This is a genomic window from Geomonas azotofigens (assembly GCF_018919395.1).
Lineage (GTDB): Bacteria > Desulfobacterota > Desulfuromonadia > Geobacterales > Geobacteraceae > Geomonas > Geomonas azotofigens.
This window is the reverse complement of the sequence record NZ_JAHLME010000001.1, coordinates 1024331-1039513: the sequence shown is the minus strand read 5'-3', so window position 1 is coordinate 1039513 and position 15183 is coordinate 1024331. Positions and strand designations below refer to the sequence as shown.

At 53.4% G+C, this 15183-nt stretch carries 15 protein-coding genes; 7 read left to right on the top strand and 8 right to left on the bottom strand.

The genetic code is table 11. From position 1 onward, the window contains the following. Positions 1 to 172 precede the first annotated feature (172 nt). From KOL99_RS04470 to KOL99_RS04450, 5 genes are all read right to left on the bottom strand, one after another. Entirely contained in the window at positions 173 to 859 is a 687-nt protein-coding gene (locus KOL99_RS04470) for a hypothetical protein (RefSeq protein WP_216509265.1), read from the bottom strand. Positions 860 to 982: 123 nt separating this feature from the next. Further along, positions 983 to 2326: a Fic family protein gene (locus KOL99_RS04465; RefSeq protein WP_216509264.1), complete on the bottom strand. Its 1344-nt coding sequence runs from the start codon at positions 2324 to 2326 to the stop codon at positions 983 to 985. A 227-nt stretch (positions 2327 to 2553) separates the two neighbouring features. After that, positions 2554 to 3303 (bottom strand): hypothetical protein, encoded by a 750-nt coding sequence (locus KOL99_RS04460; RefSeq protein ID WP_216509263.1) that lies wholly within the window; start codon positions 3301 to 3303, stop codon positions 2554 to 2556. 169 nt (positions 3304 to 3472) lie between these two features. Further along, positions 3473 to 4312, bottom strand: a complete 840-nt coding sequence (locus KOL99_RS04455; RefSeq protein ID WP_216509262.1) for a DUF4393 domain-containing protein — start codon at positions 4310 to 4312, stop codon at positions 3473 to 3475. Between the two features lie 379 nt (positions 4313 to 4691). Then, positions 4692 to 4850 (bottom strand): hypothetical protein, encoded by a 159-nt coding sequence (locus KOL99_RS04450; RefSeq protein WP_216509261.1) that lies wholly within the window; start codon positions 4848 to 4850, stop codon positions 4692 to 4694. 174 nt (positions 4851 to 5024) lie between these two features. On the opposite strand from KOL99_RS04450, the gene mobF reads away from it, so the two are divergent. The 5 genes from mobF (at position 5025) to KOL99_RS04425 (ending at position 10907) form a co-directional block, all read left to right on the top strand. Continuing rightward, positions 5025 to 7943 carry a MobF family relaxase gene (gene mobF / locus KOL99_RS04445; RefSeq protein WP_216509260.1) on the top strand — a complete coding sequence of 973 codons (2919 nt, stop codon included), beginning with the start codon at positions 5025 to 5027 and terminating at the stop codon, positions 7941 to 7943. 34 nt (positions 7944 to 7977) lie between these two features. Then, the gene (locus KOL99_RS04440) at positions 7978 to 8160 is read left to right on the top strand and encodes a hypothetical protein (protein ID WP_216509259.1); all 183 of its coding nucleotides are present in this window, start codon (positions 7978 to 7980) and stop codon (positions 8158 to 8160) included. A 273-nt stretch (positions 8161 to 8433) separates the two neighbouring features. Beyond that, on the top strand, positions 8434 to 8793 hold the full coding sequence (locus tag KOL99_RS04435; RefSeq protein WP_216509258.1) for a hypothetical protein: 360 nt from the start codon (positions 8434 to 8436) through the stop codon (positions 8791 to 8793). Continuing rightward, a complete protein-coding gene (locus tag KOL99_RS04430; protein ID WP_216509257.1) occupies positions 8790 to 9392 on the top strand; it encodes a hypothetical protein in 603 nt (200 codons plus the stop codon). Before KOL99_RS04435 ends, KOL99_RS04430 begins: the two co-directional genes overlap by 4 nt. 441 nt (positions 9393 to 9833) lie before the next feature. Further along, complete coding sequence (locus KOL99_RS04425; RefSeq protein ID WP_328759705.1) at positions 9834 to 10907, top strand: Fic family protein; 1074 nt, start codon at positions 9834 to 9836, stop codon at positions 10905 to 10907. A 105-nt stretch (positions 10908 to 11012) separates the two neighbouring features. On the opposite strand, the gene KOL99_RS04420 is transcribed toward KOL99_RS04425, so the two are convergent. The 3 genes from KOL99_RS04420 to KOL99_RS04410 all read right to left on the bottom strand — a co-directional run bounded on the left by KOL99_RS04420 (position 11013) and on the right by KOL99_RS04410 (position 13341). After that, a complete protein-coding gene (locus KOL99_RS04420; RefSeq protein WP_216509256.1) occupies positions 11013 to 11708 on the bottom strand; it encodes a Rossmann-fold NAD(P)-binding domain-containing protein in 696 nt (231 codons plus the stop codon). Positions 11709 to 11868: 160 nt separating this feature from the next. Beyond that, positions 11869 to 12705 carry an SDR family NAD(P)-dependent oxidoreductase gene (locus KOL99_RS04415; protein WP_183344926.1) on the bottom strand — a complete coding sequence of 279 codons (837 nt, stop codon included), beginning with the start codon at positions 12703 to 12705 and terminating at the stop codon, positions 11869 to 11871. A 63-nt stretch (positions 12706 to 12768) separates the two neighbouring features. Next, the gene (locus KOL99_RS04410) at positions 12769 to 13341 is read right to left on the bottom strand and encodes a TetR/AcrR family transcriptional regulator (protein ID WP_183344924.1); all 573 of its coding nucleotides are present in this window, start codon (positions 13339 to 13341) and stop codon (positions 12769 to 12771) included. A gap of 390 nt (positions 13342 to 13731) precedes the next feature. Between KOL99_RS04410 and KOL99_RS04405 the strand changes: the two genes are divergently transcribed. Further along, the gene (locus KOL99_RS04405) at positions 13732 to 13935 is read left to right on the top strand and encodes a helix-turn-helix transcriptional regulator (RefSeq protein WP_216509255.1); all 204 of its coding nucleotides are present in this window, start codon (positions 13732 to 13734) and stop codon (positions 13933 to 13935) included. Positions 13936 to 14466: 531 nt separating this feature from the next. Further along, on the top strand, positions 14467 to 15144 hold the full coding sequence (locus KOL99_RS04400) for a four helix bundle suffix domain-containing protein (protein ID WP_236025760.1): 678 nt from the start codon (positions 14467 to 14469) through the stop codon (positions 15142 to 15144). Positions 15145 to 15183 lie beyond the last annotated feature (39 nt).

The window sequence follows — 15183 nt, the reverse complement described above, 5'->3', positions numbered from 1 at the left end:
GCGAATCAACTCTCCCAATCTGTTACCAGCTCTTGCTACAGCGGAGTCCGACTCTACGAGTTTTAGTTGGGACATGCGTTCGCTCTGGAAGCAATCAGCTCCGAGGCTTTTTTCGTTTAGAGGTTTCCGTATCCGCCACCAGGATACCGTGTTACCTGCGTACGTGTTGATTCTAGGGGCCGACACCGGTGTGACTGCCTTCGCCAGTCAACGGGACACTGCCATTATGAGTATCAGTATTTTGTTGTTTACCGGTGTTAGTACTCGGGCCCGATAGAGAATCGGCTCCCACTTTTAATCCTGCACTTGGTAAAGTAACAATCGCGTTAACTACGCCGTATGACGTCAATTTTTCCGTATAAGTTTTCTTCTGAGCATCTAATGCTTTCAACTTAGAATCCAGTTCATCAATAGTACGATTTGCTTTTGATAATCTTCTCTTATCCATATAACCCGTTGCCTCAAGTTTATCTCTTTCAGATTTAACTTTGTCATATTCATCTTTGACACTGGCAAGGGCATCTTTTGACTTATTAATATCATCTATCCGTGCTTGTTCTTTATCTATGAACCTGTTTATTTTATGATCATTTTCAGCAGTGAACGCTTTCATCAGATTCAGCTTTCGCTGCCAAAGTTCAATATTTGTTGTATCAGAAGCAGAAAGATAAGCTTTATAAACCTCAAGCTGTAGCGCCTTGTCAAGTCGTTCTTGCTCATGCGGGCGAATCATAAAGAATCCAATTATTAAGACGGATCCTGAAACTATCCACTTAAGCACATCCACACCCAAACGCCACCACTCAATACTGTCAGGCTTAAAGCTATCATTATTGGTCTTTTTATGACCTTCATTCATAATTTGCGTCATCTCCTCGTTGCACAAGCTTTACGAGTTAGGTAGTGCCTGTACATTTTCGCGTCCAACGCCATAAGGCTGACCGGCCTTCGGCCGGTCGTGCCGCTGGTTGGAAGACCTCCCTTATTGGTTATCTGCAGCCATATCAACAAGGGAAGTTGCTATGGATTTTGCTAGTCCAGTAGTATTAATCTTCATAATCGAACCATCTGTTTTACGTGCATACCATTCATCACCAACCCCTAGCTTGGTCGTGATTTCACCCGCAAAGGGTGCGCTGTTTTCAGCAGAAATCCATTTCGGATACCCGTCTGGGTTTTCCTTTGACCAGTAAAGTGACGGTCCACCCTCATTTCCTAATTTGACTTGCATTGCCTGGCTCCTAAAGCCAACATATGCAAGGCGCACCTGATTCCTAAGCCCGGGAACTTTAATCGTAGTTATGAATGCCCAAGACTTAGGGGCCGCTTTACCTTCGCAAAGACTGATGTAATCATCAAGATCTAATGGAGACTCAAAGGTTTTAATCGACACTGAGCCGCCAATCGTTCCTATGGCTTCATGGATAAAGTGTTCAAGAGTGCTCACAAGTAATTGAATACTAGTTTCCCATATCTTAAGCTGCTGTTCCTGAGTACGTCTAATTTTTTGTTGAAGGGCATTGTAACCTTCCTTTTGACTTGCTGAAATCTCAAGGCCAGTTAAAGCTCCTTCAATCCGCTCAATCATAAGCTCAAAGAATGACCTTATGTCACCTGCCGAATCGGATTCTGATAGTGATTGAATATAACGATCTCTTTCCTTTTTCTTTATTATGATTGGTGGGTAGCCTGCCCGTATCAATTCCAAGTTTGTAATGGCCCGTGCGCTGCGACCGTTTCCGTCAATAAATGGGTGGATATGTGCCATCCAGGCGTGTAAGATTATTGCACGCACCGGTGCAGGCAAGGCATAATGGTTCTTTGACCATTTTTCCCACGCTTCCATTTGATCCATAACTTCGCGCCATGTTCTTGGTGGTGTATGATCAGACCCTTTAATTGTTACTGGTTCACGTCGAAACATCCCGCCGCCCGGACGGCCCCCAAGTATTAAACCATGTAGCTCATGAAGTTGTTCTATATCAGTGGGTTGTTTATTTTCCTTAGCCATTACAGCTAGTCTCTGTAAGGCTGCATCTAAAGCCTTTGCATCCCGTATATACGCTGGATCGTGTCCTGTAATAGTGATTCCTTTAAGGACCGCAAGTTCAGTTTCACCAGCCGAAAGTGTACTGCCTTCTATTGCATTCGATTCGGCAACTTGCTCAAATCGTTTTTGGCCGTAGTAATGCCTAATTGTTTGTTCTGTGAGAGTTCCTCTTTCCCTAAGTAGTCTTACCCTATCTTCCAATTCTTTAATCTTACGCAGGATTTCTTTTTCTGACATTGCATCTAAGAGATACGGTGTGCCTTGAAGTTTCAACATATTAAATTACTCCTTTTTGGGAAGCTCAATGGTCGGCTTAGTTATGGTTACCTAGGTTGTAAACTACTTAATCTACTTTGAATTTTGAATACCAGTCCCTCCAGGGCGAGTACGGGAGCAAATCCGGCTTTTGTCCGCTCCTCTCCACTTCCGTGATCTGGGGTTGGCTCTACGTGCTGGTTGCCGCGTCCGTTTCGGTCTTATCACTTCACCAGCCACCAGAAACTTTATGATTTCTTAACAATATTGCCGTCAACCACTTTATCATTTATTTTATGATTATGAATTTCTTCGGACATTTTCTTGAACTGTTTCACATAAGCCATCAAACCATGATGTCGACCAAGGATCGTGCCATAAGCGAGCATTTTCGCCGCGTCTACCGAGTCAAGAGGATCTTGATAATTATGCTTCCACTCAGCGAAATTGTAAACTACAGCCAATGACGTTAAATCTAGATTTTCGAAGTCTGTATCGAAGCATTGTTTTTCTTTGGGTTTGGCAAAATACCCGGGTGCTAGCATTTCATCACTACCGAGTGCCGTATAAAACTTATGTCGCCAATATTCCTCGTGCTCTTTCAATACCACATTGTGTTCCAGCGATGTAACCTTTTGTTTCAATGACTTATACGACTCTATTATTCTAGCTGTTGTTAACCAGTTAAGTCTGTCTGGTCTTGGAGGCGAGGTGTTAGTATTTGCATCGGTAAATATTAAAAAAGCGCGTTCTAATGCTCCTACCGCCTCATTCAAATATTTATCAGATTTCTTGTCATGGTTTTCCAGATTGAACTTAGTCACATTGTGGAGGTACGTAAGAACGGCAACAGCCAACGCTATACCGCTAAAAGCAGATATAGCAATTTTTATAAATTCCGTGAGAGAAATGTCATAATTGGCGTGTACTGGAATAATAAGCAACGCAAACAAGAAACCTAATATCATCCCAACAATATATCTAAAATAAATGTTCATAAGTTTCCTTCAGCCAACGGCATGGCCGGTTGACCCGCCTTGGGCGGCGTCTAACCGGCTGATTTGAACTTCTTTTCAGTTATCAATGTATCAATGCCTGGTCCTATTGCCTTCCTGATGCCTGGCACAAGAGCCGTAGGTGCCTTCCTGCAACATTGTAGTCACCTAATCACCATACACACGCTGCAATGAATAAATGGCCAAGATCAGTGACCCACAAGGATTCCATTTTTATCTTTCTCAAGATTTGTTCTCTAGACTTGTCCTCGTAAATCGACTCATATTCATCCCACTCTTCAGCAGGGAGATTAACGAAGCTGTTGGCAGCTAAAGCGTTGCCATCTGATTTTATCTCTAGTCGTGTTATTTCTTGAAAGTCGTGCTTAATAAGCCTAAGTCTTTCCAAATTATCTTTATATCCATTTGCCATTTTATTGTCAGTGATATTTATTTGCTTACAAAGTCCAGTGAAGTACCTTTCTATTTCAAACCTATCTGCTATTCCGTCAGTAATATCATTGTTTATTTCATGAATAATTGGATAACTGCTTAAATCGGAAATATATTTTAGGATTTTGGCTTCGTCGGCGGTAAGCTGTTTTATTATATCGACAAACGCTGGATGAGCGTACCTCAATTTGTCTATATCCATTGAAGACGCAAGAAGATTTGTGAACAATTCGCGAAGATCTTCATCATAACCAGTGTATCGAAGAGACTCTAACAGTGGACCTGCTATGTTCGGCGCTGGGGAAATGATTTCCGATTCTTGTTTATTATATAATTTTTCAGCTAATGAAGCCTCGAGATGTTCCCTTATTTTATCGTACCCCCAAACAAGACCGGACAGCGGCGCTAGGGCTATATTAATAGTTTTGGCGACCGTCTCAAGGCCCTTGCCGATTTGTTTAGCGGCTGGCTTTACTGCATCTTTGTATATTTCTGGGACAACAGCTGTTACTCCAAGATCTTTAACAACACCCAAAAGTAGGCTTTTATCATCACTCACATTGTCCTCCACTTCAACAAGTCATTTTTCATTCAATAGGTTTCTCTATACAACTTTGCTACTTGTACTTGTGGCGTTTCTTGCTGCCCCGCTCCTTACGTGACGATAGGTTAGGTCCCCAAATGCAAATATCAGTTGGAGAGAGCTGGCAGGGGGGACCTTTTTAAAGGCCTCTTCCACATCACGGGCTAGGGCGTCCTGCCCTCTGCCACGGTAGAGGGCGGCTAAGCTGGTAGGTCACCTGAGGGATAAAACACGACGTGAACTGCCAAGGGACGTACTTGACATTTGATATTAGGACCCCAATGCCTTAAAACGACCAGCTAATATCAAATATCTAGTACGTCCTCACGCCGCTACAATGTGTAGTTAAATGCGATTATTGGTTGTATTTTTCCACGACGATCTCCACCGTCTTCAGCCTGACGCCGCGCTTCTCGTCGTAACGATACCGGACGTAGAGCAGCGCCGCGCCGTACTTTTCCACCAGATGCTTGGTTCCTCTCTGCCCGGGCTTGAGATTCAGGCGCGATTTCATACCTCCCCCTGGCGGGCGCAGCATAGCATGCAAGGTTAATGAATAACAATAAGAATCAGTTCCTGCGGTGCCTATTGGAATGTCTTCGTTTTTTGTTAGAATGCGCCAATGCCGTATAGGTCTTTGGAGTAAACTCTACCAGCTTTTGGAGCGGGGGCGGGAGGTCTGGCGATGATGTCGGTATCACCAGGGATGGCTGCAGGGCAGGCCGGCGGGTATTTCTCCCGGGAGGACTACTACCTGCGGGGCACCGAGACTGAGGGGGCGAGCCACTGGTATGGGCGGGGGGCGAAGGCACTGGGGCTCGACGGCCCGGTCGGGGAGGAGGAGTTCCGGGCCCTGTGCCGTGGGGAGGATTTGCAGGGGAACCGCATTGTCGCCCCCAAGCTGAGCCGGGACCGGGAGAGCGGTTTGCTTATCGAGACGCACCGGGCCGGCAACGACTGCACCTTCTCCGCACCCAAGTCGGTCTCCATCGCCTATGCCGCAGGGGTGGACCAGGTCAGGGAGGCGCACGACGCGGCGGTGCTCTCGGTCCTCTCGCACCTGGAGGAGCATTACTGCCATTACCGCACCCCCGAGGGGATCATGTGCGGCGGCATGGTGGCGGCCAAGTTCGACCACGCCACTTCCCGCAACGTGGACCCGCAGCTGCACTCCCACGTCTTCGTTGTGAACGCGGCGCACACCGGGGACGGGATCTTCAGGGCCAACGAGCCCCGGGCCATCTTCCGGGACCAGAAGTCCCTGGGGCTCTTGTACCGGCAGGAACTCGCCCGCGAGCTTTGCCAGCGTGGCTTTGAGGTGGAGGTCCGGGACCGCGCGCAGATGTTCATCGAGCTGAAGGGGATCGCCCCAGGCCTCGTCGAGCACTTCTCCTCCCGCCGGCAGGCCATCGAGGAGCAGGTGGAGCGCTGGATGGCCGAGGGGAGATTCACCGAGGTGCCCCACGCCCGGCTCTACGAGATGGCGGCGCTGGAGAGCCGGGACCCGAAGCGCAGCATCACCAAAGAGGAGGTGACCCGGATCTTCGAGCGGGGCTTCGAGGAGTGCGGCACCTCTTTTCTTCAGGTGAGGCGGGAGCTGGAACGGGGCAGGGAGCTTCCCATCTCCCGCACCGCTCCCGACGCCTCGCGCGTGGTGGAGCTGGCGCTTCGGGATCTCACCGAGCGCGAGGCCGTGCTGGACCGGGCCAGACTTCTGGACCAGGCGGTGCTCGTCTCCGGGGGGGAGCATTCCGTTGCCGAGCTGAACCTCGCCATCGACGGCGGGACTCCCGGCTTGCAGCGGCTCGGGCGTGACGGGAGGGGACGGGAGTTTTACACCACGCGACAGATGCTGGAGCTGGAGGCCCGGAACCTGGAAAGGATCAGGGAGTTCCCCGCCTTCGAGAGTGTCGCGCGCGCTCCCGAGGTCGAGGCGTACCTGGAACTTTGGCAGGAGAGGGAGGGCGTCCGGCTGACGGCCGGACAGAAAGCCGAGGTTCTCCTGGAACTGACCGGGAGCCGTGGCGTCGCCCTCACCATCGGGGACCCGGGGACCGCAAAGACCTCCACACTGGCGATCGTTGAGAGGTTCAACGACGAGATATTGCGCCCGGACGGGAGGGAGCACCTCTCCGTCAACCTCTCCTATACCGGGAAGGCGGCCCTGGAGTTGTCCCTTGCCACCGGGAGGCCCACCCTCACCCTCGACAGTTTCGAAAACGGGGATCCGGCTTCCAAATTCGCCCTAGAGAGGGCGAACGGAGAACCGCCCATGGTAGTGGTTGCGGATGAAAAAATCCTCATCCCAGAGGGGCGGGAGACGCAGGTGGTGCTCCGGGTGGACGAGGCGGGTTTTCTCGGGGCGAGGCAGGCGGAGCGTCTTCTCGACGTGGCCGAGGAGCTGCGTCAAAAGGACGTCCGGGTGAAGCTGCATCTCATTGGGGATTCGAAGCAGATGCAGGGGATCCAGGCGGGGGACCTCTTGCGCCAGGTGCGGGAGCTGGGTCTCAAAGAGGAGGTGGACTACGCGCACCTGACCGAGATTCTCAGGCAGCGCGACCCCGGGCTCCTGGAGATCGCCAGGGGGCTGAACCGTGAGGACCGGGAGCTTGGCGTGAACGCCAGGGAGGCGCTCCACTCCCTTGAAAGGCGCCAGGAGGTGGTGGTGAACTCCGACCCCGTTGAGCTGCGCCGGGCCGCCGTGGAGCACTACCTGGAGGAGAGCCGGAAGCTGTCGCGCGGGCCCGAGCGGGCGGCGGCGGGAGAGACGCAGCAGGTGCTCCTCGTGACGACAACCAACGAGGCGCGCAGGGATCTGAACCGCGAGATTCGGCAGGCACGCGTCGCGGGTCGCGAGATCGAGGCAGGGAGGAGCTTTCCGGTACTCATGCCGGTGCGCCAGGGGATCACCGTCGAGGGGTACCAGCTCGGGGACACGCTGCACTTTTCCGGCGAGCGAACCGAGGACGGCCGGACGGTCGCCTGGGGTGCGCGGCTGCACGCCGAGGGAAAGGTGGTCGGGCTCGACCGGGAGCGCAACCAGGTGCGGGTCGAGTTGTCCTTCGAGACCCTGGACCGGCAACGGCGCAAGGTGGTCCGGGAGGTGACCAAGGATTTCCCCGCTGCCGAACTGCCGGGACGGACCACGCCGTTACGGGAGGAAGAGCGGAGCTTTTCCGTTGGCGACCGGATCGTCACATTGAAAAACGACCGGGGGCTCGGGGTGCAAAACGGCTCGCTCGGGGTGGTGCGTGAGATCGACGACGCGGGGCGGATGCGGGTCGACCTGGAGGGGCGCGAAGTGAAGCTCGACCTGAAGAGGTACCGGCACCTCGACCACGCCTACGCGGTCACCATCCACAAGAGCCAGGGGGCGACCGTGGAGCACTCAATCCTGTACGCGCCGGTGTCGCATGAGCTACAACGCGTTGAACGTCGCCGTCACCCGTGCCCGCTTCACGACCCGCGTCTTCACCAACTCCATCGAGGATCTCGAGCGGTCGGTGCAGTTCGTCGACGGCAAGAGTTCGACGCTCGACAAAGCGAGGGAACCGGTGCGGGAGATCACGCGCGCGCAGCAAAGGGATATCACGGAACCGCCGCATGATCTGCACAGCGACATCGCAAATCTGGAGCGGTTCATGCTGAAGCGTGGGGACGGGGTACGCAGGGCTCCCTCACTCGAGCATATCGTTCCGCTCGTTCGTGCTCCTGGGCTGAGAATTCCGGAGCAGGTGCTGCAGGTCCGGCAGGTGCAGAAGGTGGTGGAGCGGCAGTTGGAGTTGAAGCTCCCGAAGCTTCCCGGCATGGGGTTCAAGATGTGAGCGCTGGGACGTTCGGATGCAGGTGCGGCGCGCTTTCCTTTGGTGCCGTTAGCGGTCAGGCGGGCCTCGCTTCGCTCGGCTGATTTTCCTTTCACACCTCACGCAGCCCTTCGGGCTACGCCAGCCGTCCGCCTCGCGAAATCCCCTGGACTTTCGCGCCGGACGGCGTAGGACACTCTGGCGCCAGAAACGGCGAAAGGGCTCGTAAATCGGCCAACTTGCGTGGCACCGCGGCGTCCGCCGCTGTCCGGCGTATGAAAGGAGGTTCCAGACATGGGAAAAACCAGCGTCCGTTTGTCGCCGGAGATCTGCAAAAAACTTGAGAACGAAGCCCGCAGACGGAGCGAAGTTGAGGGGGAAACAGTAACGGTTTCGGAGCTGATCCGTGCCTGCATCGGAGAGAAATTCCCCCAGATCTGCGCGAGGGCGAGGAGCGAGCGCGCCGGTTTTTCCGAGCTGCAGGAGGTGGTGGCGGGGCTCGGGAAACGTGCGGAAAGCCTGGAAGCCCATATCGATTCCCTGGTGAAAACCCTCGGCGAAATCCTGCCGTTGTTGGCGACCAGGGAGCAGGTCGACGCCCTCACCGATGCGATCGCGGCGGTGCTGAGCGCGAGCAGGGAGAGACGGCCATGAGCAACGATCCTAAATCGCCCAAGGATAAACTGCTGCAGGCATCGGGCCTCAAGAAGCCGGCAAACGAGCGGGAGGAGTTGCTCCGGTTGCGTAACGAAATGGTCGGGCGTATCGACGCCTTGGTGCAACGGGGTGAAGCGGCTGACAAGGGCGCGCAGGAAGCCAAGCGCCTCATGGAGCAGATGCTGCAGCGCCTGGAAGTTTTCTGCGACGAGCAGCTTCCCACGCAGGTGACCCACGCGATCGAGATGATGGCGCAACAAAAGCTAGACTCCGCGCTAAGACCGCTGGAGTTGGGCGTGCAAGCAGCGGAGCAACGGATCAACCAGTGCGACCGCGAATTGACCAGCATCTCGTGGAACTGGCGCATCCTGGCCGGGCCGCTGATCATCGGGCTTTTCACAGCCCTCATCGGCGCAGGGATGGTGCGCTGCACCCACATACAGGCGATGGACGATGCGAGGGAGTACGAACTTTTCGGGCGCAAGGTCAAGAAGGTGATCGCGGGGTACGGTGCCGAGGAGCAGCGCAAGATCTACGACTGGATCGACGGGGTGCCGCAGCCGCCACCCAGGAAGGAGGCCAAAAAGAGGCGCTGATCCTTTGGACCAAAGCAGCCGGCCGGAAAGCGCCGGCAGCTTTAAACGGTCCCAGCCCGTGCTACGGGAGGCGCTTCCGCTCACGCTGCACGCCTCCCTCCGCACCGGCAATTTTTCATCGGGGCGAGCCCTGGAAAGGGCGCAAACGGTACCTTTCTAGCATGAATAGTTGACAGGGGAGAGATTGACGAAAGGATTGACGGCAAAGGAGGTTTATCCACAGGCACGTATTGTAATTTACCGTAAAAATTAAAGTGTTTGACTAAGCTGCCAATCGCCGATAAGATTGACGCCATGCCTGACCTGCCATCCAAAATGTTTCCTATGCTCCCTACCGATCCTTCGGGTGAGCTCGCGGACTTGGCGCGAGATCTCCTCTCCCGCTCCTCCGTCCTTAGCGGCATCTTGCACCCCAAAACGCAAGAGGGGGTTGTCGAGTTGGTGCGGATCATCAACAGCTACTATTCCAACCTCATCGAAGGCAATAGCACCCACCCCGTGGAGATCGAGCGCGCCATGCGCGCCGATTATTCTCAGGACCCCGCGAGGCGCAATCTCCAATTGGAGAGCTTGGCGCACATCAGTTGCCAGCGAGCCGTAGAGGGGTTGGCGGCAGAAACTACCGAGGCTTTCGATCCTACGACAGTTCACTTCCTCTCGTGGGTCCATGACGAGTTCTACAAGCTGATTCCGGATGAGATGCGCTGGGTGACCAACGAAAAGACCGGGGAAAAGGTAGAGGTCCTCGGCGGGCAATTCCGTGAACGTGACGTAGAGGTAGGAAGACACCTCCCTCCGGAATACGCCTCGCTACCGATGTTTCTGGCTCGCTTCCACGACGCGTACCAGGCCGAAACGCTCCATGGCTTGGAACCCATTATTGCCGCTGCCGCCTCTCATCACCGGCTCGTCTGGATCCACCCGTTTCTGGACGGAAACGGGAGGGTTGCGCGGCTTTTCTCCGACGCCTACCTGAGAGCAATTCCTCTGCCTGGATATGGCTTATGGAATGTCAGCCGAGGCTTGGCGCGCGGCAAGGACAGATACATGGAGGCCTTGGCGGTAGCCGATGCCGGCAGGAGAAATGACTTGGACGGAAGAGGGAACCTGTCCAACGAAGGGCTCGTCTTTTTCTGCAAGTTCTTCCTGCTGACCTGTCTTGATCAGGTGGAGTACATGACCTCCATGCTTTCCCTCGATGGCCTCTTGGGAAGAATCCTTGGCTACGTAAAACTCCGCGAGTTGAAGATGGCTCCGGCGCCACTACCCGACCAGTATCCCGCCCTGAGGGTGGAGGCCGCACATATCCTCCAGGAAGTGCTGCTTCGTGGAGAGATGACCCGAGGCCAAGCTGCCGCCGCTTGCCCGTCCCCGCGCATGGGTAGAGACATCCTCGCTCAGCTTCTGGCTGAAGGCCTCCTCGTATCTTCTTCGGCAAAAGGCCCCGTCAGAATGGGGTTCCCGGCGCACGCCGCAGGACGCCTCTTCCCTGACCTCTTCCCTATGGGTACCTAACATAAAGGGGCGGCTCACTCACAAGGACCGCCTCCGTCCCTCCCTCTTTCTGGCACCCGAAGTTGGCGCTCTTTCGTTTTGAACTGTGGTCGCACTCTTCTCGAGTCAATTGGGGCAGTCATCTTCCACAGCAGTTTCCTGTGCAACAGTATTAATATCACGAGCTTCTAAAATTGCCTTGGCTGCACCGCGACGGGCTACTGCAAGCATTGCTTTTCCAATAATTTCAGTTGTTAATATCATATTAGGCAGCAATGCGCGGAGTATAGGCAGCAGCGGCTTGAGTATTGTGTACACGATCCGATACGCGGTCGTTTTGGATCGTGCGCCATGTAACGGTTGAATAATACCTGGACGGAATAAATATACAGCTTTGAATGGCAATCGTAACAAGTCATTCTCTGTCTTGCCTTTAACTCTTGCCCACATCGTACGGCCTCGTTCGGTACTGTCAGTACCTGCACCCGATACATAAGTGAACGTCATTTTTGGATTTAGGCGAGCCAACGTCTGTGCTGCCGCCAGAGTCAGATCATGGCTTAATCGGGTATATTCAGCTTCTGATAACCCTGCTGCTGACACGCCAAGGCAGAAGAAGCACGCGTCAAAGCCATGCAGGTCTGATTCGATTGCCCTGTAGTCAAATAGGTCTGTATGCAACAGTTCCCGCAACTTCGGGTGGCGTTGACCAGAAGGCGAGCGTCCAAGAGTCAGGATGCACTCGATGTCATCCGCAAGAAGACATTCACGCAATACTCCCTGCCCAACCATACCAGTGGCGCCAAATATTATCACTTTCATTGTATTGAGCCCCTTCAATGTGAATACGGGTTCAACAAGTTATCTTGTGTAGCACTCCGCTTCTGGCAAGGAAGCGGAGTCACTGACATCTTGACCGACTTTTCTTGTTTTCCAACCGATAAAAACAGGGGTCACCGGCCATATCATGAAATAACCCCTTTCAGTCGGCTTTAACGGAAACGGAGAAGTCGTGCCATTTACGATCATTTTCAGAAACCGCGCTATCCGAGTTGGCAACATATTCGACTGCATCCGCTCCCATTAAGATCTCGAATGGTGTGTCTTCACGGTTTGCGAGTTCGATGATCGCGTTGGCAATTTTAGCCGGATCTGACGATTCGTTGCCCGCCATTGACCGGAGCATTTTTGCAAATGCGCCTACTGTCTGTTCGTAAGGTGGACTAACAGGGGGAATGTTCATTGAGGCTCCCGCCCAATCAGTCCGGATTCCACCTGGCTCAATGGTGGTAACCTTGATACCTAACGGCGCTACTTCCTGTGCTAACCCCAGGGAAAACCCTCGAACAGCGAATTTTGCACTCTGATAAGCTGTCAATCCTGGACCTGAGAGCCGTGCACCAATAGAAGCAATCTGGAAGATATTGCCATGCCCCTGCTCGCGCATAATGGGGACAACAGCCTTGCTGACGTACACAACACCGAAGAAATTGGTTTGAACCTGCTGTGTGAAATCGTCGAGAGTGATGTCTTCGACAGACGCTGTATTTGCGTAGCCCGCATTATTCACAACAACGTCGATTCGACCGAAAGTTTTGTGAGCTTGAGTTACTGTTGCCTGTACTGCTTCAGCGTCAGTAACATCAAGTGCTAACGGAAGTAGGCGCTCTCCATATTCGGCTGCCAAGTCATTGAGTTGCTCCGGCTTCCGTGCTGTCGCCACGACGGTGTAACCGGCTTTGAGCGCAGCTTCCACTACCTTACGTCCGAGTCCTCGTGAACTTCCTGTGACCAGCCAGACTTTTGTGTTTTTAGACATATAGGTTCTCCTTTGTTAATATATAAACGAGCGAGCACTTGCTCATTTATGATGGTAAAAAAACTAATCGTTTGCTACAGCGTTCCAGAACGCTTCGAAGCCGGCATTAGTATAGTATTCAGCTTTAGCAGGTTCTCCGACGATGAAATCCATTGAAGTATCTGCAAGCGACCCCATGATTGCGCATACAAAGTCGAACGGATAATCACGTAACAACCCGTTTGCTGTACTCTCTTGAATCATTTTCACGACATCAGAAAAAGCATCCAGCCCCAATGCTTTGGTTTGCTCACTCACGCGGTTCGACATACCAAGTTTAGCAAGAACTATTCGTTTCGATGGGTTTTTGATACCCCAGGCAACGTATTTTTCCCAAGCGTGTTTGATGCGGTTCTTAACGGTTTCAGCCTTCGGGTAGTCCGACATCATGGACTCACGAAGCTCTTCTTTTAAATAAAGGTAAAGGTGATTGAGCAGTTCATCCTTGTTGCTGAAATAGGTGAACAAACTACCCTCTGCAACCCCGGCAATTTTAGCTATCCGTGCAGTTGGGGCACTTACCCCATGTTCTGCAATTTCGAGGACCGCTGCGTTCAAAATTGCCTTTTGTTTGTCTTCGCTTTTGGGCCGCGCCATTATTTATCCCACTTTTTAACTGAGTAGTTACTCAACTATAGAGCCCTGCCGGAACAATTGCAAGCAAAATCTCGTGTCTAGTTCAAAATCATGATCTGGTTCCGGCTGGGCGGGCTCAATCTTTACCCTGCCACCCACGGAAAACCCGGAAGCCCCTCTTTCTATCCTTTTTATTCGAACGGCCCTGCCTTGATCGCCACCACGTTCCACGTCACTCAACCCAAAGTTCGAATCTTGAACAGTAGCCAGCGCAGATCCTGACCAACCTGGCATTGCCACGACCAGCTGAAGCACGTAAATTCGGGCAGTTGGCGCTGGCATGTTCCATGCCTAAAGATTGGAAGATTCAAATCTAAACAGGTCCTGAGCCTGGCCCGAAAGGAGGAAACTATGAACCGGCTGATGACGGAGCAGGAAACGGCCCAGATGGTTGGAATGTCGGTGCACTGGCTGCGCAGAAAGCGCTGGGAGGGTGGTGGCATCCCGTTCATAAAGATGGCCCAGCACGGTGCGGTGCGTTACCAGGAGGAGGCGGTGCGGCAGTACGTCGAGGCACATTTTCGCACCAGCACCAGCGACCCCGGCAGGAGGTGAAACCAGGCCAGCAGCCGGAGCGGACCGCCCGCCTGTATGCGGTCCGCCCCGGCTGCCGTATCCCTATTCTCGCCACGCCCGGAACACCATGACAGGGTGCGCCGTTCAGGATCTCCTGATCTATCCATTCGTACCTTTGGTAGTGGAGAGGAGTTCCTCAAAGCGGGAGGTCCGGGAGAAGAGACCTTGGGTGGAGGGGGGCTGGTAAAGAACTGGCTGCAGCCCTAATAGCAAAGCAATCCGCAATACACCTACCGGGAGATGAGACAAAATGAAGCAGAATCAGGAGTGGGTTCTTGAACTTATAATTAACTTTCTCTAATTTACTTCGTACCCATATCGTACCCATCACAGATAACTTGCTGATTTTCTTAAAGTTAGCTTAAACTTCCTTTACAAGACGGTGAAGATTTAGCTGGCGAGGGAAAGTCTGGTAACATCACCGAGGGGGTTGAAGTCGGCACCGGAGGTGGTGTGATGAAAAATGGGAATCATGGGAGTTCTGGGAACGATGGGAAATATGGGAAACCATTGGCAACCCATGACTCCCATGACTCCCATGACTCCCATGACTCCCATGACTCCCATGACTCCCATGACTCCCATGACTCCCATGACTCCCGGTATTCACAGACCTCCCATCAGCCAGCCGCTCTCCTGCCGCCTCGCGGCGACTACCACACCCTGCTCTCCTACCAGAAAGCATCAGTAATCTACGAAATCACCTACCGCTTCTGCAGCCGCTTTCTTTCAAAGGGCGACCGCACCGTCGACCAGATGGTACAGGCGGCTCGCTCCGGCAAACAGAACATCATTGAAGGAAGCAAGGCGGCGACCACCTCTAAAGAAACGGAAATAAAACTCACCAACGTAGCACGCGCCAGCCTGGAAGAACTGCTGGAAGACTACCGCGACTTCCTCTCCACCCGCGACCTCCCTGCCTGGGACAAGGACTGCCGCGAGGCTCAGTACGTCCGCAAACTGGGCAGGAGCACCCCGTTCACCTTCGACCTTTTTCGGAACTTCACCGAAACCCGTCCTGCCGAAGTGGTGGCCAACATCGCCATCTGCCTGATCCACCAGGCGAACTTCCTCCTCGACCAACAACTCAAAGGGCTTGAAAGAGCTTTCCTAAAAGAGGGCGGGCTCCGGGAACGGATGACGCAGGCCCGGCTTGTTGTGCGAGAGCAACAACGGAAAAGCCAGTGAGTGAGGGGGAAAGGGCCACGCTTCCGGAAAAGAAACCTG